At 57.9% G+C, this 17,845-nt stretch carries 19 protein-coding genes; 12 read left to right on the top strand and 7 right to left on the bottom strand.

Features of this window, described 5'->3' with window-relative positions; all coding sequences use genetic code 11:
* The first annotated feature begins 17 nt into the window (after positions 1 to 17).
* The 7 genes from ACQZ51_RS01720 (at position 18) to ACQZ51_RS01690 (ending at position 7,379) form a co-directional block, all read left to right on the top strand.
* Positions 18 to 845: a DeoR/GlpR family DNA-binding transcription regulator gene (locus ACQZ51_RS01720; RefSeq protein ID WP_448774768.1), complete on the top strand. Its 828-nt coding sequence runs from the start codon at positions 18 to 20 to the stop codon at positions 843 to 845.
* A 46-nt stretch (positions 846 to 891) separates the two neighbouring features.
* Positions 892 to 1,902: a rhamnose ABC transporter substrate-binding protein gene (rhaS, locus tag ACQZ51_RS01715; protein WP_448774766.1), complete on the top strand. Its 1,011-nt coding sequence runs from the start codon at positions 892 to 894 to the stop codon at positions 1,900 to 1,902.
* A gap of 213 nt (positions 1,903 to 2,115) precedes the next feature.
* Positions 2,116 to 3,645 (top strand): sugar ABC transporter ATP-binding protein, encoded by a 1,530-nt coding sequence (locus ACQZ51_RS01710; RefSeq protein WP_448775720.1) that lies wholly within the window; start codon positions 2,116 to 2,118, stop codon positions 3,643 to 3,645.
* A gap of 13 nt (positions 3,646 to 3,658) precedes the next feature.
* Positions 3,659 to 4,660: an ABC transporter permease gene (locus ACQZ51_RS01705; RefSeq protein WP_448774765.1), complete on the top strand. Its 1,002-nt coding sequence runs from the start codon at positions 3,659 to 3,661 to the stop codon at positions 4,658 to 4,660.
* The gene (locus ACQZ51_RS01700; RefSeq protein ID WP_448774764.1) at positions 4,657 to 5,664 is read left to right on the top strand and encodes an ABC transporter permease; all 1,008 of its coding nucleotides are present in this window, start codon (positions 4,657 to 4,659) and stop codon (positions 5,662 to 5,664) included. Before ACQZ51_RS01705 ends, ACQZ51_RS01700 begins: the two co-directional genes overlap by 4 nt.
* A gap of 3 nt (positions 5,665 to 5,667) precedes the next feature.
* On the top strand, positions 5,668 to 5,991 hold the full coding sequence (gene rhaM / locus ACQZ51_RS01695; RefSeq protein ID WP_448774762.1) for an L-rhamnose mutarotase: 324 nt from the start codon (positions 5,668 to 5,670) through the stop codon (positions 5,989 to 5,991).
* Entirely contained in the window at positions 5,988 to 7,379 is a 1,392-nt protein-coding gene (locus ACQZ51_RS01690; RefSeq protein ID WP_448774761.1) for an FGGY-family carbohydrate kinase, read from the top strand. The genes rhaM and ACQZ51_RS01690 overlap by 4 nt, the downstream gene beginning before the upstream one ends.
* On the opposite strand, the gene ACQZ51_RS01685 is transcribed toward ACQZ51_RS01690, so the two are convergent.
* The 3 genes from ACQZ51_RS01685 to ACQZ51_RS01675 are packed head-to-tail and all read right to left on the bottom strand — an operon-like array spanning position 7,364 to position 9,015.
* Positions 7,364 to 7,762 carry a DUF2177 family protein gene (locus tag ACQZ51_RS01685; RefSeq protein WP_448775719.1) on the bottom strand — a complete coding sequence of 133 codons (399 nt, stop codon included), beginning with the start codon at positions 7,760 to 7,762 and terminating at the stop codon, positions 7,364 to 7,366. The genes ACQZ51_RS01690 and ACQZ51_RS01685 overlap by 16 nt on opposite strands.
* A 12-nt stretch (positions 7,763 to 7,774) precedes the next feature.
* Positions 7,775 to 8,434, bottom strand: a complete 660-nt coding sequence (locus tag ACQZ51_RS01680) for a ChrR family anti-sigma-E factor (RefSeq protein ID WP_448774759.1) — start codon at positions 8,432 to 8,434, stop codon at positions 7,775 to 7,777.
* On the bottom strand, positions 8,431 to 9,015 hold the full coding sequence (locus ACQZ51_RS01675; protein ID WP_448774758.1) for a sigma-70 family RNA polymerase sigma factor: 585 nt from the start codon (positions 9,013 to 9,015) through the stop codon (positions 8,431 to 8,433). Before ACQZ51_RS01675 ends, ACQZ51_RS01680 begins: the two co-directional genes overlap by 4 nt.
* A 212-nt stretch (positions 9,016 to 9,227) precedes the next feature.
* Between ACQZ51_RS01675 and ACQZ51_RS01670 the strand changes: the two genes are divergently transcribed.
* The 5 genes from ACQZ51_RS01670 to ACQZ51_RS01650 all read left to right on the top strand — a co-directional run bounded on the left by ACQZ51_RS01670 (position 9,228) and on the right by ACQZ51_RS01650 (position 13,230).
* The gene (locus tag ACQZ51_RS01670) at positions 9,228 to 10,589 is read left to right on the top strand and encodes an NAD(P)/FAD-dependent oxidoreductase (RefSeq protein ID WP_448774757.1); all 1,362 of its coding nucleotides are present in this window, start codon (positions 9,228 to 9,230) and stop codon (positions 10,587 to 10,589) included.
* Entirely contained in the window at positions 10,586 to 11,419 is an 834-nt protein-coding gene (locus ACQZ51_RS01665) for a DUF1365 domain-containing protein (protein WP_448774756.1), read from the top strand. The genes ACQZ51_RS01670 and ACQZ51_RS01665 overlap by 4 nt, the downstream gene beginning before the upstream one ends.
* The gene (locus tag ACQZ51_RS01660; protein WP_448774754.1) at positions 11,406 to 12,623 is read left to right on the top strand and encodes a class I SAM-dependent methyltransferase; all 1,218 of its coding nucleotides are present in this window, start codon (positions 11,406 to 11,408) and stop codon (positions 12,621 to 12,623) included. The genes ACQZ51_RS01665 and ACQZ51_RS01660 overlap by 14 nt, the downstream gene beginning before the upstream one ends.
* Positions 12,624 to 12,697: 74 nt before the next feature.
* Positions 12,698 to 12,883, top strand: coding sequence for a hypothetical protein (locus ACQZ51_RS01655; RefSeq protein ID WP_448774753.1), 186 nt, complete (start codon positions 12,698 to 12,700; stop codon positions 12,881 to 12,883).
* Between the two features lie 101 nt (positions 12,884 to 12,984).
* The gene (locus tag ACQZ51_RS01650) at positions 12,985 to 13,230 is read left to right on the top strand and encodes a DUF982 domain-containing protein (protein ID WP_448774751.1); all 246 of its coding nucleotides are present in this window, start codon (positions 12,985 to 12,987) and stop codon (positions 13,228 to 13,230) included.
* Between the two features lie 89 nt (positions 13,231 to 13,319).
* Here the strand turns inward: ACQZ51_RS01650 and ACQZ51_RS01645 are convergent, their stop codons facing one another.
* The 4 genes from ACQZ51_RS01645 to ACQZ51_RS01630 all read right to left on the bottom strand — a co-directional run bounded on the left by ACQZ51_RS01645 (position 13,320) and on the right by ACQZ51_RS01630 (position 17,814).
* Positions 13,320 to 13,712 carry a PRC-barrel domain-containing protein gene (locus tag ACQZ51_RS01645; protein ID WP_448774749.1) on the bottom strand — a complete coding sequence of 131 codons (393 nt, stop codon included), beginning with the start codon at positions 13,710 to 13,712 and terminating at the stop codon, positions 13,320 to 13,322.
* Positions 13,713 to 13,790: 78 nt separating this feature from the next.
* Positions 13,791 to 15,464, bottom strand: a complete 1,674-nt coding sequence (locus ACQZ51_RS01640) for an ABC transporter permease (RefSeq protein WP_448774747.1) — start codon at positions 15,462 to 15,464, stop codon at positions 13,791 to 13,793.
* Between the two features lie 123 nt (positions 15,465 to 15,587).
* Positions 15,588 to 16,610, bottom strand: a complete 1,023-nt coding sequence (locus ACQZ51_RS01635; RefSeq protein ID WP_448774745.1) for a Fe(3+) ABC transporter substrate-binding protein — start codon at positions 16,608 to 16,610, stop codon at positions 15,588 to 15,590.
* Between the two features lie 157 nt (positions 16,611 to 16,767).
* Positions 16,768 to 17,814, bottom strand: a complete 1,047-nt coding sequence (locus tag ACQZ51_RS01630; protein ID WP_448774743.1) for an ABC transporter ATP-binding protein — start codon at positions 17,812 to 17,814, stop codon at positions 16,768 to 16,770.
* Positions 17,815 to 17,845: the final 31 nt, after the last annotated feature.

The raw sequence follows: 17,845 nt of genomic DNA, 5'->3' as shown, positions 1-17,845 counted from the left end.
ACCATAAGGAGGACCCCATGCACGAAAGCGAACGCCATCGCATCATCTTGAGCGCCATACAGGAAAAGCCTGTTGTGACGGTGCAGGATATTGCCGAATTGACGGACGCTTCCGAAGCGACGATCCGGCGCGATATTGCGTCTCTGCACGTTCAGGGAAAGTTGCGGCGGGTGCGCGGCGGGGCTGAAGCGGTACATCCGCCACAGCTCGGCAATCTCGCGGCACGGCCGTTTCGCGTATCGGAATCGGTCAATATCGACAAGAAGCGATCAATTGCGCGCAAGGCGGTGGACCTCTGTGAGGAAGGCGACGCCATCATCATCAATGGTGGCACCACGACCTTCCAAATGGTGCATTACATGTCGGCGCGCCGTTTGCAGGTCATGACCAACTCCTTCGCCATTGCCGAGCATCTGGTCAAGCATTCCAAGTGCAATGTCAGCGTTCCCGGCGGCGCGATCTACCGCGACCAGAGCCTGATCCTGTCGCCGTTCGAGAATGATGCGATCCGCAATTTTTATGCGCGACGGATTTTCATCGGGGCGCAGGGTGTCGGCGCGCTCGGCATCATGGAGTCGGATGCGCTCGTCATTCAGAGCGAACAGAAATTGATGCGGCAGGCAGAAGAGCTGATCGTGATGATCGACTCGTCCAAATTCCGCAAACGCTCAAGCCTTATTCTCTGCCCCCTGGAAAACGTGTCCACCATCATTACCGATGAGGGCATTACCGACGAGGCAGCGCGGATGGTGGAAGCGGCGGGCGTGACGTTGATCGTGGCCGGACCGGCAGCGGCGGCGCAGACGCGACCGCCAGACGAGGAGGATTCCGCTTCGGTTGCTTGAGGAGCACCGCTGCGGAGAATGATGTTCAATCGGGAGGAGAACCAACATGAAACTATCACGTAGAAGATTAAGCCAGGCCCTGGCACTCAGTGTCGCCATCGGCGTCGCCGGTTTTGGCGGCATGGCGCAGGCGAAAGATATCAAGATCGCGCTTGTCGTGAAGTCGCTCGGCAATGGCTTCTTTGAAGCCGCCAACAAGGGCGCGCAGGAAGCGGCTAAGGAACTGGGTGGCGTCGAGATCATCTATACCGGCCCGACCACGACCACAGCCGAAGGCCAGATCGAGGTCATCAACTCGCTGATCGCGCAGGGGGTGGATGCAATCGCCATTTCCGCCAACGATCCGGATGCGGTTGTGCCAGCGCTCAAAAAGGCAGCCCAGCGCGGCATCAAGGTTATCTCCTGGGATAGCGGTGTTGCACCGGCAGGCCGCATTCTCCAGCTCAACCCATCCTCCAACGCGCTGATTGGCAAGATGTGCCTGCAGCTTGCAGCAGCCCATCTGGATGGCGGCAAGGGCGATTTCGCAATCCTCTCTGCCACCACCACATCCACGAACCAGAACATCTGGATCGACGAGATGAAAAAGCAGCTGAAGGACTTCCCCGGCCTCAACCTCGTCACGACAGTTTATGGTGACGATCTTGCCGACAAGAGCTACCGCGAAGCCCAGGGACTCCTCACCTCGCAGCCCAATGTGAAGGTCATCGTGGCCCCAACAACCGTTGGCGTGCTGGCCGCATCGCAAGCGGTGAAAGATGCGGGCAAGATCGGGAAGGTCTTCGTCACAGGCCTTGGCCTTCCATCGGAAATGGCTGGCGCCATCAAGTCCGGCGCGACAAAGGAATTCGCTATCTGGAACCCGATCGACCTCGGCTATTCCGCAGCCCAGATCGCCTATCGCCTCGTCAAGGGTGAAGCAGACGGCAAGGCGGGCTCAGAAATCGAAGCCGGTCGCATGGGCAAGATCAAGGTTGGCGAAAACAACGAAGCCGCCATGGCTGATCCGTTTGTCTACAACTCGTCCAATATCGATCAGTTCTCGAAGATTTTCTGATGTGATGCGTGCCTCGCTGGCCATGTCAGCGGGGCAACCTTCCTAACCCCATACTCCACGTCATATCAGGGCTTGTCCCGAGGATCTAACCACGTTGCGGAAATCGATCCGTCGCAGATCCTCGGGACAAGCCCGAGGATGACGTTGAATACGCTGCTTGCCCCTGCCCCCAGCGCATGTCCGGATACCAGAATGACGATGGCAATCAAAACAATGGCTGAAACCACACACGCGGAAACGGCTGCGACTGGCATCCAGACGCCCATTCTTGAAATGCGGGGTATCAGCCAGATATTCCCCGGTGTCAAAGCACTTGATGGCGTCAATATCCGGCTCTTCCCCGGCAAGGTCACGGCTCTGATCGGTGAGAACGGCGCGGGCAAATCGACACTCGTCAAAATCCTCACCGGCATTTACCGCCCCAATGAGGGTGAAATCCTGCTGGATGGTCAGCCGGTGACGTTTCAAAGCGCGCAGGACGCCATTGATGCCGGTGTGACCGCCATCCATCAGGAAACCGTGCTGTTTGACGAGCTTTCCGTTGGTGAGAACATATTCCTCGGCCACGCGCCAAAGGGGCGCTTCGGGCTAATCGACTGGAAAACCATCAACGACAAATCCCGCGCTCTTCTGGAGCGGCTGGAAAGCAAGATCGATCCGACCATCCGGCTGAAAGACCTGTCCATCGCGCAGCGCCATCTGGTGGCGATTGCGCGGGCGCTGTCTGTTGAGGCCCGCATTGTCATCATGGACGAGCCGACGGCTGCCCTTTCGCGCAAGGAGATCGACGACCTCTTCCGCATTGTTGAGAACCTGAAACGTCAGGGCAAGGCGATCCTGTTTATCAGCCACAAATTCGATGAGGTCTACGAAATCGCCGAAAGCTATGCCGTTTTCCGCGATGGGAAAATGGTCGGTTCGGGCGATCTGAAGGCAACGCCGCAGGACGAGATCGTGCGGCTCATGGTGGGCCGTGATGTGAAGGATGCCTTTCCCAAGCAGGCGGTCAATATCGGGTCCACCACGCTTTCTGTACAACGCTACTGCCACGAGACCGAATTCCGCGACATTTCCTTCGACCTGCGCAAGGGCGAAATTTTGGGGCTTTACGGGCTGATTGGCGCGGGGCGTTCGGAACTGTGCCAGTCGCTGTTCGGCATCACCAGACCCGCATCCGGCACCCTGACGCTTGATGGTCAGCAGATTTCCATCCGCAGCCCGCAAGATGCGATCCGCGCTGGCATCGTCTATGTGCCGGAAGAGCGCGGACGGCACGGGCTCGCGCTTGATCTGCCGATCTATCAAAACATGTCGCTGCCATCGCTGGCGCGCACATCGCGCAAGGGGTTTCTGGCCGCTGCCAACGAGTTTGCGCTGGCCCGCAAATATGCCTCGCGTCTGGATCTGCGCGCTGCCGCTCTCTCCGTTCCCGTTGGCACACTTTCGGGCGGCAACCAGCAGAAGGTTGTCATCGGCAAGTGGCTGGCCACCCAGCCCAAGGTCATCATTCTGGATGAGCCGACCAAGGGCATCGATATCGGCTCCAAGGCCGCCGTCCACGGCTTCATCAGCGAGCTGGCTGCCGAGGGCCTCTCGATCATCATGATTTCATCCGAGCTGCCGGAAATTCTGGGCATGTCGGACCGCGCCATCGTCATGCGCGAGGGCCTGATGGCGGGCATGTTCGAACGAGCGGATTTTTCAGCCGAAAAGCTTGTGCGTGCCGCCACAGGAAACGCGTGAGAGGACCAACGCCATGAAAAGACTTCTTAAAAACCGTGAATGGCTGCTGGCAGGCATCATCATCGCCCTGATCGCAGGCTTTTCCATGCGCTCTCCGGGGTTTGAGCGGCCCGGAAATCTCGTCAATATCTTCAATGACACATCCATCCTCATCATTCTGGCGCTCGGTCAGATGGCGGTGATCCTGACGAAATCCATTGATCTCTCCGTCGCCGCCAACCTTGCCTTTACCGGCATGGCCGTAGCCATGACCAATGCTGCCTTTCCCTCGATACCCCTACCCTTCCTCATTGCCATGGCGGTTTTCATCGGCGCGTTCTTAGGGTCGATCAACGGCATTCTTGTCTGGTGGCTGGGCCTGCCCTCCATCGTTGTCACGTTGGGAACGCTCACCATCTATCGCGGCATGGCCTTTGTTCTCTCAGGCGGTGCGTGGATCAATGCGCACCAGATGTCACCCACCTTTCTCAATGTTCCCCGCACACCCGTTCTCGGCATGCCGGTGCTTTCCTGGGTCGCTGTTCTCATCATCGCGGGCGCCTGGCTGGTTCTGACACGCACATCCTTCGGGCGCTCTGCCTATGCATCCGGCGGCAATCCCGGTGCGGCTGTTTATGCGGGTATTGATGTTGGCTATACGCGCTTTCTGGCCTTCGTTCTCTCGGGCGCGCTGGCGGGGCTTGCAAGCTATCTCTGGGTCTCACGTTACGCCGTGGCCTATGTGGATATCGCATCCGGCTTTGAACTGGATAGCGTTGCCGCGAACGTTATCGGCGGCATATCGATTGCCGGTGGCATCGGCTCGGTTGCCGGTGCGGTGCTGGGGGCGTTGTTCCTGGGCGTCATCAAAAATGCGCTGCCCGTCATCGGCATCTCGCCCTTTGCGCAGATGGCGATTTCGGGCGTCGTCATCGTGCTGGCCGTGGTGTTCAACGCCCGCGCCGAAGCCAAGAAGGGCCGCATCATTCTGCGTGACAGGGCGGCAAGCGATACCGTGAAGGAGGCCAAGGCATGAGCATGACCGCACCGGAGACACAAACGCCGCGCGTCATTCCCGACAAGCTCGGCACGCCGTTCAAGCGCATCATGGCCAGTTGGGAAGTGCTGCTGTTGGGTGTGGCGATCCTGATCTTCATCGTCAATTCCTTCGCATCGCCTTACTTTCTTGATGCCTATAACCTGTCCGACGCCACCTTCAACTTTACCGAAAAGGCGCTGATCGCCTTTGCCATGGCGCTTTTGATCATCGCCGGTGAAATAGATCTTTCGGTCGCCGCCATCATCGCGCTCGCCTCCACCGTCATGGGTTATGCGGTGCAGATGGGTGTCGGCACACCCGGCCTCGTGGCGCTAGGTATCGGCACCGGCCTTGCCTGCGGTGCGTTCAACGGTTTTCTGGTGGCGGGTTTGCGGCTACCGTCCATCGTCGTCACCATCGGCACGATGAGCCTGTTTCGTGGCATTTCCTATCTGGTGCTGGGCGATCAGGCCTTCGGAAAATATCCTGAAAGCTTCGCCTTCTTCGGCCAGGGTTACGTCTTCTGGGTCATCTCCTTCGAATTCGTGCTGTTCGTGGTCATGGCCGCCGTCTTTGCCATTCTGCTGCATGCCACCAATTTTGGCCGTCAGGTCTTCGTTATTGGCACCAACCCTTTTGCGGCGCGCTTTTCCGGCATTCCGGTGGAGCGGGTGAAATTCATCCTGTTCCTGCTGACGGGCCTCATGAGCGGCATTGCCGCCGTTTGCCTCACCTCGCGTCTCGGCTCCACCCGCCCTTCTATCGCGCAAGGGTGGGAACTGGAGGTGGTGACGATGGTGGTTCTCGGCGGCGTTTCCATTCTGGGCGGTTCCGGCACCATTGGCGGCGTGGTCATTGCGGCCTTCGTCATGGGCCTCGTCACTTTCGGGCTTGGCCTGTTGAACGTTCCGGGCATCGTCATGTCCATCTTCGTCGGCCTGCTCCTCATCATCACCATCGCCATTCCCATCGTCGTGCGCCGCCTGCGGGCCATGAGGTAGACCATGCCAGAGTTTGAAAAACAAGCTTTCAAGATGACGCTCTTTCCCGGCATGGAGGCCGAGTATCGCAAACGCCATGACGAGATCTGGCCGGAGCTGGTCACACTTCTGCACGAGGCGGGCGTCAGCGATTATTCCATTCACCTCGACCCTGAAACCAACATTCTGTTCGGCGTCCTGACCCGCCCGAAGAACCACGGCATGGCTGCGCTGCCGGACCATCCCGTCATGAAAAAATGGTGGGCGCATATGGCCGATATCATGGAGAGCAATCAGGACAATTCCCCTGTTACCCGCGATCTCGTCACGCTGTTTCACCTGCCATGAGTGCTGCAATCCGCAATGTCGCCGTCATCGATATCGGTAAGACCCACGCCAAGCTGATCGTGGTGGATGGAGAGACCGGTGAGGAAATCGCATCCCGCCGCATCGCCAACCGGGTCTTGAGCGCCCCGCCCTATCCGCATTACGATATCGACGCATTGTGGGGCTTCATCCTTGATGGTCTGTCAGCATTTCGCGAGACGCCCGGTTATCAGGCCATTTCCATCACCACCCATGGCGCATCCATGGCACTTTTAAGCGCGCGCGGTGACCTTGCCTTGCCGGTTCTGGATTATGAGAACGCTTATCCTGAGGATATCCAGACGGCCTACGCCGCGCTGCGGCCACCCTTTGAGGAAACCTTTTCGCCTGCCCTTCCCATCGGCTTGAATGCCGGGGCGCAACTGCATTATCAGAAGACCGCCTTTGCGGATGTGTTCGAAACCGTCACCGATATCATCACCTACCCGCAATATTGGGCCTATCGCCTCACCGGCATCAAGGCCAACGAGGCGACGTCGCTTGGCTGTCACACCGACCTCTGGCAGCCCGGCAAAGCCGCGCTTTCCAGCCTGCCGGAAAAGCTTGGAATCGCCGGATTGCTGGCACCTGTGCGCTCCGCTTTCGATACTCTTGGTCCCGTGCTGCCCCAGATTGTCGGTGAAATCGGCATTGATGCAGACATACAAGTCTATTGCGGTCTGCATGACAGCAACGCATCGCTTTTGCCGCATCTGATCGCGCGCAAAGGGCCATTTTCGGTGGTGTCCACAGGCACATGGGTGATCTGCTTCGGCGTTGGTGCGCCGCTGGAAACGCTGGATCCGGCACGCGATACGCTTGTTAATGTCGATGCCTTCGGAAAGCCCGTGCCCTCGGCCCGCTTCATGGGCGGGCGCGAATTCGAGATGTTGACGGCGGGCATTTCCGCCCTTGAACCCTCAGAGCTTCAGGCCGCGCTCGACACGGTCCTCAAGGACGACGTGTTTTATCGCCCCAATGCCGTCGAAGGCTCCGGCCCCTTCCCCGGCATGAAGGGGCGCTGGCACAACGAGCCGCGCAGCGATGCCGAACGCTTCGTTGCGGCGTCGCTCTATGCTGCGATGATGACGGCAAGTTGCCTCTCGCTGATCGGGCCATCCGATACGATCATCGTTGAGGGTCCATTTGCCGGGAACGTGCATTATACTGCGGCATTGGCGGCGATCACCGGGGCCGAACTTCTGGTCAGTGATGGCAACAGCCCATCGGGCACCGCTCTTGGAGCCGCGCTGCTGGCGACGCGGCATGCGCCTCGCCAGTCATATCACAGGGTGGCGCCACTCTCGGGATTGGAAACCTTTCACCAAAAGTGGCGTGACCTGACCTTAGACGCTTATGCTACGGCCTGAACCAGCGCATAGCCGCCGACCGCTGCAGCGCCGGTCAAAACCGTGCCCCAGATGATATCGACAACACACATTTTCCAGGACCAGCCTTTTAGCGTCGACAGATTGGTCATGTCATACGTGCCGTAGCCGATGAAGCCAAGAATGGCGCCCGAGACAAGTGCGGACTGCCACTCTCCGCTCTCGACAGCTGGCATAACAGCGAAATAGACGATACCCGCGATATAGAAGAGATAGAAAATTCCGGCGGCGGCGAAATTGGGTTTTGCCAGCATCAGTGAGCCGATTTCGCGTCGGTAAAAGCCGATTGCCAGCTTCGACAGCCACAGAAAATCAAAGCCGAAGAAGACGATAGCCGTGCCGATATAAGCGATGAGATAGTCCATCATCCGCCCCCCTTAAATACCCAGAACCGGCTGCAACAGCCGAACCACCCAGCTTTTGAATTTCAGCGGCGCATCGGTTACGGCAAGACAGATGCAGTCTTCGCCCTCACCCGCCACAGGTTGATGCATCAGATCCTCATCTGCTTCTTCAAAATCACCGCGACGGAATACGTCGTTGCCATCCTTGAAGTAACCGGAGAGCACAACCGTCAGCTCCCGTCCGCCATGGGTATGTTCCGGCACCGGCTTTCCGGCGGGTATCCGCAACAGCCGCACAATGGCATCGCCATCGCGCGTGCGGATGGGGAAATGATAGGCACCGGGTCCAAGCTGTTTCCATTTCAGCTTGTCCACATCACCGCCTGCGTAAGACCGCAGGGGTTCCGGCAGGATGGCGTCATCGACCTTGGGTGCCACGGCTTTGGTGGGGGGCGGCGTCACATTTGCGCTCAACAGCCCGCGTATCTTTTCCCAATCGGAATCGACATTGCGCTCTGCCGGATCAATCGCCGTCAGCAATGCGCCGCCGGTCATTTCCATGGCTTCGAGCCTTTGGCGGCTCTCGGGGCACAGGGCCAGATGGGTGGAAACCGCAAGGCTCCAGCTTTCACCCAGACTTCCCGATGCGTAATCCATCAGCAATTCGTCGCTCACTTGATGCCGTACACTCATGTGCGGGTCTCCAGAGCTGCGCGCAGTTTGGCAAAGGCCAGCCGGATGCGCGATTTGACCGTTCCGATCGGCAGGCCGAGCTGTTCGGCGATAGTGCTGTGGGATGCCTCGTCAAAAAAGGAGCGTTTGAGAAGATCCAGCTGCTCTTTCGGCAGTTGCGCCAGCGCGCGGTGCAGGCGCTGCGCATCCTGAACCTCTTCCAGCTGGGTGTCGGCGGCAGGCGCGTCTTCTTTGACGAAAGCCGGGTCGTTAATGTCGAATTCAGGGCGCTTGTCCTTGCGGTGCGCATCAATTCTCAGGTTTCTGGCTATTCTGAAAATCCAGGCGGATACATTGCCCCGCGTCGGGTCGAAAAGGGCGGCCTTGTTCCAGACCGTCATCATGGTTTCCTGCATCAGTTCCTCAGCGGCCTGCGCGTCACGCACCTGCCGTAACATGTAAATCCGCACGCGAGGTCCGTAATAACGAAACAGCACTTCGAACGCTTCGACGCTGCGCTCGGTGGCGACAGCTTTGATAAGGCTCGGACACTGGCTTTCAATATTGTTGGTGACGATATCATTCATGCGGATCGGCTTCACTCCGCTTCCATGCAGTTTACCCACGCCCGATTTGCTTGCGGGACGACTTATAGTTTGGCACGTGGGGCTTATCAAGGAAACGCTTAATGTCATGAAATCGATTACGCCAGGGGCTGACAACCGGATCACATACGATAAAAAAATACGCTGACACCAATCCAGCGGCGCAGAACTGTCGTAATGATCTCAAGATTAACGTGGAACCGGACGATATGGATTTTCAGACAGCAAACAGCAACCGGAAAAAAGGACGGCGTATCGCCGTCATCGGTTCGGGCATATCCGGCCTTTCCGCGGCATGGCTGTTGGATAAATCCGCCGATGTGACGCTGTTTGAAGCAGCAGACCGTTTGGGAGGTCACTCCAACACGGTCAGCGTCGAGCTGCCCGGCAAGCCCGCTATTGCCGTCGATACCGGCTTCATCGTCTATAACGTGCTCAACTATCCAAACCTCGTCGCACTCTTCGACCACCTCGGCGTCAAGACCGACGTCTCAGACATGTCGTTTGCCGCTTCGCTGTCTGGCGGGGAACTCGAATACTCCGGCTCTGGCATCAATGGCCTGTTCGGTCAGCGATCCAACATCCTCCGCCCGCGCTTCTGGAGCATGGTGCGAGATGTGCTGCGCTTCTACAAGCAGGCCGGAAAGCTGCTCGACGATCCTTCGCTGCGGGGTGTTAGCCTCGGTGATTATCTCGATAGAGACGGCTATTCTCAAGCCTTCATCGATGACCATCTTTTGCCGATGGGTGCTGCGATCTGGTCTACCACGGCTGCCGACATGCGCGCCTATCCTCTGCACGCCTTCATCCGGTTTTTCGTCAACCACGGGCTTGTTCAACTTTCGGATCGCCCGCAATGGCGCACCGTCAAGGGTGGCAGCCGCGAATATGTGGCGCGCATTAAGGCGGAGTTTTCAGGCACGATTGTTCTCAATAGCCAGATCACATCCATGCTGCGTGAGGCGGGTGGCGTGAAGCTCGTGGATCGATCCGGCAACGTGTCGGTCTTCGATGATGTTGTCATCGCAACCCATGCCGATCAGGCGCTTGCCCTTCTGGGTGACGCGGACGCCGATGAGCGTTCGGTTCTGGGCGCCTTCGATTATACCAGCAACCTCGCCGTCCTGCATCAGGACGAAACCTTGATGCCGAAGCGCCGCCGGGTCTGGTCCAGCTGGAACTATATGAGCGAGCCAAATGCCAACGGCACCGAAGAGCTTTGCCTGACCTACTGGATGAACAAGCTTCAGGGCATTGATGACGCAACGCCCCTGTTCGTGACACTCAACCCCTCCCGCCCCATCGATCCGGCAAAGGTGATCCGCAGCTTCGATTACGCCCACCCCTTGTTTGATGCAAAAGCCATGGAAGCGCAAAAGCTTCTGTGGGGTCTTCAGGGACGCCGAAACACGTGGTTCTGCGGTGCGCATTTCGGCAGCGGCTTCCACGAGGACGGGCTGCAATCCGGCCTTGCCGTTGCCGAGGCACTGGGTGGTATCAAACGTCCATGGAAGGTTGAAAACGAGTCCGGCCGCATTTTCCTGTCGCCCGCAAAGGCGCATGCGCAATGACCTTTCGTTCCGCCATCTATGCCGGACACGTCGTGCATACGCGCCATCGCCCGCATGCCCATTCCATGCGCTACCGCGTTTTCTCGCTGCTGCTCGATCTGGATGAACTTCCGCTGCTCGACAAGGCCTTTCGCTTTTTTGGCTATAATCGCCGGGCCGTGTTCAGCTTCCACGATGGCGACCATGGTGTGGGTGAAGCGGGTGGCCTGAAAGACTGGGTTGCCCGGCATCTCGCCGATGCTGGCATTACAGTGCCTAAGGATAATCTGCGTGTGGATATGCTGTGTTACCCGCGCATATTTGGCTATGTTTTCAATCCGTTGACGGTCTATTTCTGCCACGATCGGGAGGATCAGCGCCTCGTCGCCATTCTCTATGAAGTGCGCAACACCTTCCACGAACGCCACACCTATGTCATTCCGACCGAAGGCGGTGAACCGGGCGTCGTCCGCCACTCCTGTGCCAAGGAAATGTACGTATCGCCCTTCGTTCCGATGGAATGCACCTATGATTTCCGCATTCAGCCGCCGGCTGAAAAGGTGCTGGTTGCCATCAACGAAAAGGATGCGCAAGGCGAGCTGCTGTTTGCGTCCTTTGCGGGAAAACGCAGCCCTTTGACTGACAAGGCGCTCCTGCGGGCGCTTTTGTCCTATCCGCTCATGACCATGAAAATCATGGGTGCGATCCACTGGGAAGCACTCTTACTCTGGGTTAAAGGCAATCCAATTTATCGACACAAGGCTGCGCGCAGTCGCATCGCCAGCTCCGTCATTCTGGATGGCGGCATTGCAGGCGCAAAAATGGGAGGAATAAAAGATGAGCCACGCTGAACAGGAGACGACTCCCTTTCTCATGCAACACGCACCCCTTTGGCAGCGCATGATCTGCCGCCGTCTAAACACCATCACCCATGGACGCCTGACCGTCATTTTTCCGGGCGGAGCTGAATTTGTCTGCACCGGGCAGGAGCCCGGCCCGCACGCGGTCGTTTCCCTGAACAGGGGCCGCGTCGTTCGCCGCCTGCTCATGGGTGGCAGCCTCGGCTTCGCCCAAGCCTACATGGATGGTGATTGGGACACGCCAGATATTGCGACCCTGATCGAAGTGGCCATTGCCAACGAGGCAAACTGGATGTCGGTTTCTGAACCTGCCCGTCTGGTCTCGGCCTTTGCCTATCTGCGCCACCGCCTGCGCCGCAACTCCAAGTCGGGCAGCCGTCGCAACATCTCGTTCCACTACGATCTCGGCAACAGCTTTTATTCTGCCTGGCTGGATGAGACGATGACCTATTCATCGGCGCTTTTCGAAACACCAGGCCAGAGCCTGGCAGATGCGCAGAACGGCAAATATGACCGTATCGTCGAGCAGTTGAAGATCGGCCCTGATGACCACGTGCTGGAAGTCGGCTGTGGCTGGGGCGGCTTTGCAGAATATGCCATTGCCAAGACCGGCTGCCGCGTCACGGGCCTCACGCTTTCCACCGAACAGGCTGATTTCGCCAGAAAGCGCCTTGCCAAGGCAGGGCTCGCTGACCGCGCCGACATCCGCCTTGAGGACTACCGCGACTGCCAGGGCACGTTCTCGAAAATCGTCTCCATCGAAATGTTCGAGGCCGTTGGCGAAGAAAACTGGCCGACCTATTTCCAACGTCTGCAAGACCTACTGGCAAAGGGCGGAGAAGCCATGGTGCAGGTTATCACCATCGCTGAGGACCGCTTCGATGAATATCGCAGCAACGCCGATTTCATCCAGACCTACATCTTCCCCGGTGGCATGTTGCCGACGGTGACGGCCTTCCGCAAGGCAGCCGAAAACAAGGGCTTTACTGTTCCCGATATGCTGCGCTTCGGCAAGGACTATGAACACACGCTCATGCTGTGGGACCGCAGCTTCTCTGCAAACTGGCATCGCGTCCAGCCGCTCGGCTTTGACGAACGCTTCCGCCGTATGTGGAGATATTACCTGCATTACTGCGCAGCGGGCTTTAGAACCGACCGCATCGATGTCGTCCAGTTCAAACTGGCGAAACCCTGAGCAAGACGACAGGCGCTCTCGGCTGGATATGTCGAGAGCGCAATCTCCTCGCGCACAATGAAATTCGCGCTAGCATGGAACCTCACGCAGATACTCACGTTACGGTGAGTGTCATATGTTTTAGCATCGCAGCCTGTGGAAGCGGTTTTGCCGTCCCGGCTCGATATTACACTGCGGAGAAAGCCATGAACCAGATCATTTATATCGTCGGCCTCGTTGTCATCGTGCTTGCAATCCTGTCATTCTTCGGCTTTCGCTGAGAATAAATTTATAGTTGTAAAGCTGTAAATTTGAATTACTCTTTTTGACGGGAACCATGTCGGCGTAGAGGTCGTTGACATGGACGTTAGGGAGGCGTCCAATGAACAAGATTGTATGGACTAAACCAGTAGAAATCAGCGTCGATAAATCGAGCAAAGACGTCGTTGCGGGTCCCCGTGATGCGCTGGCTCTTTTGACAGAAAATTGGCCGCATACACGCGGGCTGATGTTCGTCCGTGCGAGGAGCGCATGTCGCGCAGCACTGGATGGTCGCAAGACGCTCGAAGAAGCACGCAGGTGCTTTGAAGAAGCGGTCTCTGAAGCGAGGATGCGCCCGTCGCATTGAAGGGCTTTATGGTCACGTTGAAGCCAACCCGCTCATAAAAATCGTATCGCGAGAAAATGGCCCCAAGTGGGGCCATTTCTTTGTCTTCATCACATCCAGTATGGCGGGACGCCGTAATAGTCGTAGACGTTGCGGTCGTCGCGACCGAGAAAGCTTTCATCATCGCGGTTGGCGAATTTAGGACCATTCTCGATCTGCTCTTTCGTCAGGTCGATGCGGTATCCGTCAAGCTCCTCATCGTATTGCAGCTTTTCCCAAGGGAGCGGGTAGTAGTCATCACCGATCCCTAAAAAGCCGCCGAAGCTGAGGATGGCATAGGCGACGCGACCGCCGCGTTTTTCAAGGATGATCCGCTGGATCGAGCCGATCTTCTTGCTGTCGGCGCCGTATACGCTGGTGCCTTCGACCTTATCGCTGGCGATGAAGCTTGGCGTGTCCTTGACGTAAGGGTCCTGACCGGCGCGGGGTTCGTGATGTACCATAATGTTTCCTCCTTTGGATTTGCATTCGTTACGAATGGTAAATCCAGCGGCAGAAAAATCGTTCCCGGTTTTTGTATCTCAGGCTCTTTGCCGCCCGATGCGGGCCAACAAAATCACGGGTAAAATGCCGACCAGCACGATGGCAAGTGCGGCAATGGATGCCTCCTCATAGGTTCCGCGGGCGGCTTCCCCATAGAGATGCGTGGCGAAGGTTTCGAAATTGAGCGGCCGCAACAAAAGCGTTGCGGGCAATTCCTTGACGCAATCCACAAACACGAGCAGTGCCGCAGCCGCCATCGCCGCCTTCGATAAAGGCAGATGGATGGCGCAAAATGTTTGCGTCGACGTGCGGCCCAGCGTGCGGGAAGCGTGATCGAAGGATGCTGGAATGCGGCTCAGCCCCGCATCGATACCGCCGCCGGAAATGGTGAGAAAGCGTGCGGTATAGGCAAATATCAGCGCCCATCCGCTGCCGATCAGCAAAAGGCCGGTGGATATGCCGAACCAGTGCTGCATGGTTTGATCAACAAACCGGTCGAAACCACCAAGCGCGATGAGCACTCCGATGGCGATAACGGTTCCCGGTGCTGCATAGCCGACAGTTGCCAGACGGAAGGACCAGCGGGATGTCTGCCCCGGCGCAAGCCGCATCGCATAAGCCACCACCAGCCCTACGCCGACCGTCACTAGAGTGGCGGACCCGGCAAACACGATGGTGTTGACGGCCTCTGATGCAAACCGCGACGACAGGCCGCTGAACTGAAACCGCTTCCATGCTTCCACGACAAGATAAATGGCCGGGGCAACGAAGCCGATCAGGATCGGCAGGCCGCCGAGGCAAAAGGCGAGCCAACCGCGCAGGCCGTGCAGGGGGGTGGGTGCCAGCACCGTACTTTTCTGTGCTGAAGCGGCATAGCGTTGGCGCCTGCGGGCCCAGCGTTCCATGGCGATCAGCCCGACGACCAGAAGCAGCATGCAGAGCGCAATCTGCGCAGCACCCGGCAGGTCCGAGCGTGTTGCCCATGTGGTGTAGATGGAAACGGTCAGCGTCCTCACGCCCAGAAACTCGGATGCACCGATGTCGTTCAGCGCCTCCATCAAGGCGAGGCTGATGCCGACTGCGATGGCCGGACGCGCCAGCGGCACCGCAACCCGAAAGAACAGCGCCCGTTGCGAGGCTCCCAACATTCGCGCCGCATCCAGCAGATTTCCGGCCTGCGTCAGGAACATCGCCCGGACGGGAATATAGACGTAGGGGTAAAGTACGAAGCCGAGAAGCACGATGCAGCCCGTCATCGAGCGAATATCGGGAAGGCGAAATTCACGCGGGCTGGAATATCCCAGCAACCACCGAACAACGCCCTGCACCGGCCCCAACGGGTGGAGAATGTCGAGATAGGCATAGGCCACGATATAGGTCGGCATGGCCAAAGGCAGCAGCAGCGCCCATTCCAGCAGCCTTCGTCCGGGAAAATCATGGGCCGTGACCAACCATGCGCTGGCTGTGCCAAGAACACCTGCCGTGATGCCGACGCCTACAAGCAGGATCAGCGTTTCCGGCAGCGCCGTTGCCAAAACGGTATCACGCAGATGCGGCCATAATCCATCAGAACCCTGAATCGCTTCCGAAAGCAGCGCCAGAACCGGGACCAAGGCAAGGGCAGCAATCACACAGGAAGCCGCCAGCCACCAGAATGCGGAATTGCGCAGTCCAGATCTTGATGCCGTGGCCGTGCTGCTGCTGAAAACCATGCTGACTTTAAGGGTTTAACCGCAAAAATACGGAGCTTCGTAAACAGTCAAGGCGCCCGCTTGTAACGGGCGCCTCAAGTTTCAGAGACCAAAGCCCCTGCTTGTCGTTATTGTCATCAGCCTTTAGTTGTCGAAGCCGACCTTGTCCACCAACTGGCTGGCTTCCTTGCGGTGGGAAACGATTTCGGTCAGCGGCTTGTTGTCAATTTTCAGATCACCGAAGGATGCCACGATCTTGTCGAGGGCAGCGCCCTGCTTGACCGGATATTCGTAATTGGCTTCGGCATAGATCTTCTGGGCTTCATCGGAAACCAGATATTCGAGAAGCTTCACGGCCTCAGCCTTGTTCGGCGCATTCTTGGCAATGGCTGCGCCTGAGACGTTAACCTGCGTGCCGCCATTCTTGAACGTTGGCAGAACGACCTTGATGGCTTCGCCCCACTTGACCTGCTCTTCGCCGCCCTTGCCCGAGCGCATCAGCCCGACATAATAGGAGTTGGCAATACCGATATCGCAAATGCCGCCGAGAATATCCTTGGCAACATCACGGTCACCACCGCCAGCCTTGCGGGCCAGATTGTCCTTCACACCGGCAAGCCACTTTTCGGTAGCGTCTGCGCCGTAGTGAGCGATGTAATCTGCAAACAGAGCGGTGTTGTAGGGATGCTGGCCAGCGCGAATGCAAACCTTGCCCTTCCACTTGGCGTCTGCCAGATCTTCATAATTGAAGGAAGCCAGATCCACATCCTTGGCGGCATAGAGAACGCGGGCGCGCATGGACAGCGCAAACCAGTTGCCCTTGGCATCACGAAGCTCGGCTGGAATGGCCTTGGTCAGCACGTCGGACTGAACCGGCTGCGTCACGCCTTTTTCAGCCAGATCGACCAGATTGCCTGCATCAACCGTCATCAGCACGTCAGCAGGTGAGCTTGCGCCTTCGCTCAAGACCCGTTCAGCCAGACCATCCTTCAGAAAGACCGTGTTGACCGCAACGCCGCTTTCCTTGGTGAAGGCGTCCAGAAGCGGCTGGATCAGCGCCGGTTCGCGCGTTGTATAGATGTTGAGTTCTGCTGCATTCGCTGTTCCGGCTGCAAAAGCCATGGTGCTTGCGAGAAGCGCGATCTTCGTAACGGTCGACGATATCATGTCTATCCCCCTCGGTGACGTTGAAATGGTGTCGGAGCTGCATGCACCATACTTGATCATACAAATCAAGTTATCTCAGCCGCATTTTGTGGGGGGATTACTCACTTTGAGTTGAAGCGGGACCGAATTTCGGCGAGAGATCCAGACATCTTCAACCTCAAGTAAATGTCAGCACAGTCTCACTGGCAACGGAAAGTTTAACGGCATCAGCATCCACAGGAGTTCTGCGCATGCTGCGAACGCGCAATTCGTGACGAAGACCCTCAACGCTCACCGACACCTGTTCGATCTCGCCCAGAAACACACGGGATGTGATGCGCCCTGTGATCTCAGCATCGGAAACCGCCGGAGACAGCGTAATGGCGCTTGGGCGGATATAGGCGAAAGCCTTGGCGCCTTCACCAAGGTCTCCCTTGTGGGCAAAATTGCCGACCGGCGTCTCGATATGGCCGTTCCTGACGGTGCCTTCGACCTTGTTGAAGGCGCAGAAGAAATCTGCCGCGTAACGGCTGACGGGATTGTCATGCAGCGCATAGCCCGTCCCGACCTGCACGATCCGGCCCTTCTGCATCAGGACGACGCGATCACCAGCCGAAAGCGCCTCTTCGGGATCATGGGTCACCAGAATGGCCGTGGTCTTCAGCTCTTTCAGCAGGCTCAGCGTCTCGTCGCGCACACTGTCGCGAAGGCCACGATCCAGATTGGAGAAAGGCTCGTCCATCAACAGGATTTCGGGCCGGGGTGCCAAGGCACGCGCCAGCGCCACGCGCTGCTGCTCTCCGCCGGAAAGAGTGTGTGGATAGCGTTTGGCAAGATCGGTCAGGCGCACATGCTCGATCATATCCGCAGCCCGCGCCCGGGCTTGCGCCTTCGGCTGACCTTTCAGACCAAACAGCACATTCTGCTCGACGGTCAGATGCGGAAACAGCGCGTAATCCTGAAAGACGAAACCGATGCGCCGCTTTTCCGGCTCCATGAAGGTTGCAGGTCCTGCAATCTCTGCGCCATTCATGATGATTGAGCCAGCGTCAGGCGTTTCCACGCCGGCGATGATGCGCAACAAGGTGGACTTGCCGCAGCCGGAACGGCCGACCAGACAGATGATCTCGCCCGGCATGACAGTCAGGTTGATAGCATCGAGCACGTCCACATCACTGAAACGCTTTCCGATGGTGCTGAGTTGTAGCGCGGCAGTCTCTGGCATGTCCGGTTTCCCAGTTCTTCAGTCGGTTTTG

The organism is Agrobacterium sp. CG674, assembly GCF_053521645.1.
This window is presented reverse-complemented; position numbering and strand designations above follow the sequence as displayed.

Bases quoted from the DNA above. Each gene is read 5' to 3' on its own strand.
- ACQZ51_RS01665 (WP_448774756.1), top strand. From the start codon at position 10,586: ATGACCTTTCGTTCCGCCATCTATGCCGGACACGTCGTGCATACGCGC.
- ACQZ51_RS01640 (WP_448774747.1), bottom strand. From the start codon at position 15,464: ATGGTTTTCAGCAGCAGCACGGCCACGGCATCAAGATCTGGACTGCGC.
- ACQZ51_RS01705 (WP_448774765.1), top strand. From the start codon at position 3,659: ATGAAAAGACTTCTTAAAAACCGTGAATGGCTGCTGGCAGGCATCATC.
- ACQZ51_RS01670 (WP_448774757.1), top strand. From the start codon at position 9,228: ATGGATTTTCAGACAGCAAACAGCAACCGGAAAAAAGGACGGCGTATC.
- ACQZ51_RS01630 (WP_448774743.1), bottom strand. From the start codon at position 17,814: ATGCCAGAGACTGCCGCGCTACAACTCAGCACCATCGGAAAGCGTTTC.
- ACQZ51_RS01655 (WP_448774753.1), top strand. From the start codon at position 12,698: ATGGAACCTCACGCAGATACTCACGTTACGGTGAGTGTCATATGTTTT.
- ACQZ51_RS01660 (WP_448774754.1), top strand. From the start codon at position 11,406: ATGAGCCACGCTGAACAGGAGACGACTCCCTTTCTCATGCAACACGCA.
- ACQZ51_RS01650 (WP_448774751.1), top strand. From the start codon at position 12,985: ATGAACAAGATTGTATGGACTAAACCAGTAGAAATCAGCGTCGATAAA.
- ACQZ51_RS01685 (WP_448775719.1), bottom strand. From the start codon at position 7,762: ATGGACTATCTCATCGCTTATATCGGCACGGCTATCGTCTTCTTCGGC.
- ACQZ51_RS01645 (WP_448774749.1), bottom strand. From the start codon at position 13,712: ATGGTACATCACGAACCCCGCGCCGGTCAGGACCCTTACGTCAAGGAC.
- ACQZ51_RS01710 (WP_448775720.1), top strand. From the start codon at position 2,116: ATGGCTGAAACCACACACGCGGAAACGGCTGCGACTGGCATCCAGACG.
- ACQZ51_RS01680 (WP_448774759.1), bottom strand. From the start codon at position 8,434: ATGAGTGTACGGCATCAAGTGAGCGACGAATTGCTGATGGATTACGCA.
- ACQZ51_RS01690 (WP_448774761.1), top strand. From the start codon at position 5,988: ATGAGTGCTGCAATCCGCAATGTCGCCGTCATCGATATCGGTAAGACC.
- ACQZ51_RS01635 (WP_448774745.1), bottom strand. From the start codon at position 16,610: ATGATATCGTCGACCGTTACGAAGATCGCGCTTCTCGCAAGCACCATG.
- rhaS (WP_448774766.1), top strand. From the start codon at position 892: ATGAAACTATCACGTAGAAGATTAAGCCAGGCCCTGGCACTCAGTGTC.
- ACQZ51_RS01720 (WP_448774768.1), top strand. From the start codon at position 18: ATGCACGAAAGCGAACGCCATCGCATCATCTTGAGCGCCATACAGGAA.
- ACQZ51_RS01700 (WP_448774764.1), top strand. From the start codon at position 4,657: ATGAGCATGACCGCACCGGAGACACAAACGCCGCGCGTCATTCCCGAC.
- rhaM (WP_448774762.1), top strand. From the start codon at position 5,668: ATGCCAGAGTTTGAAAAACAAGCTTTCAAGATGACGCTCTTTCCCGGC.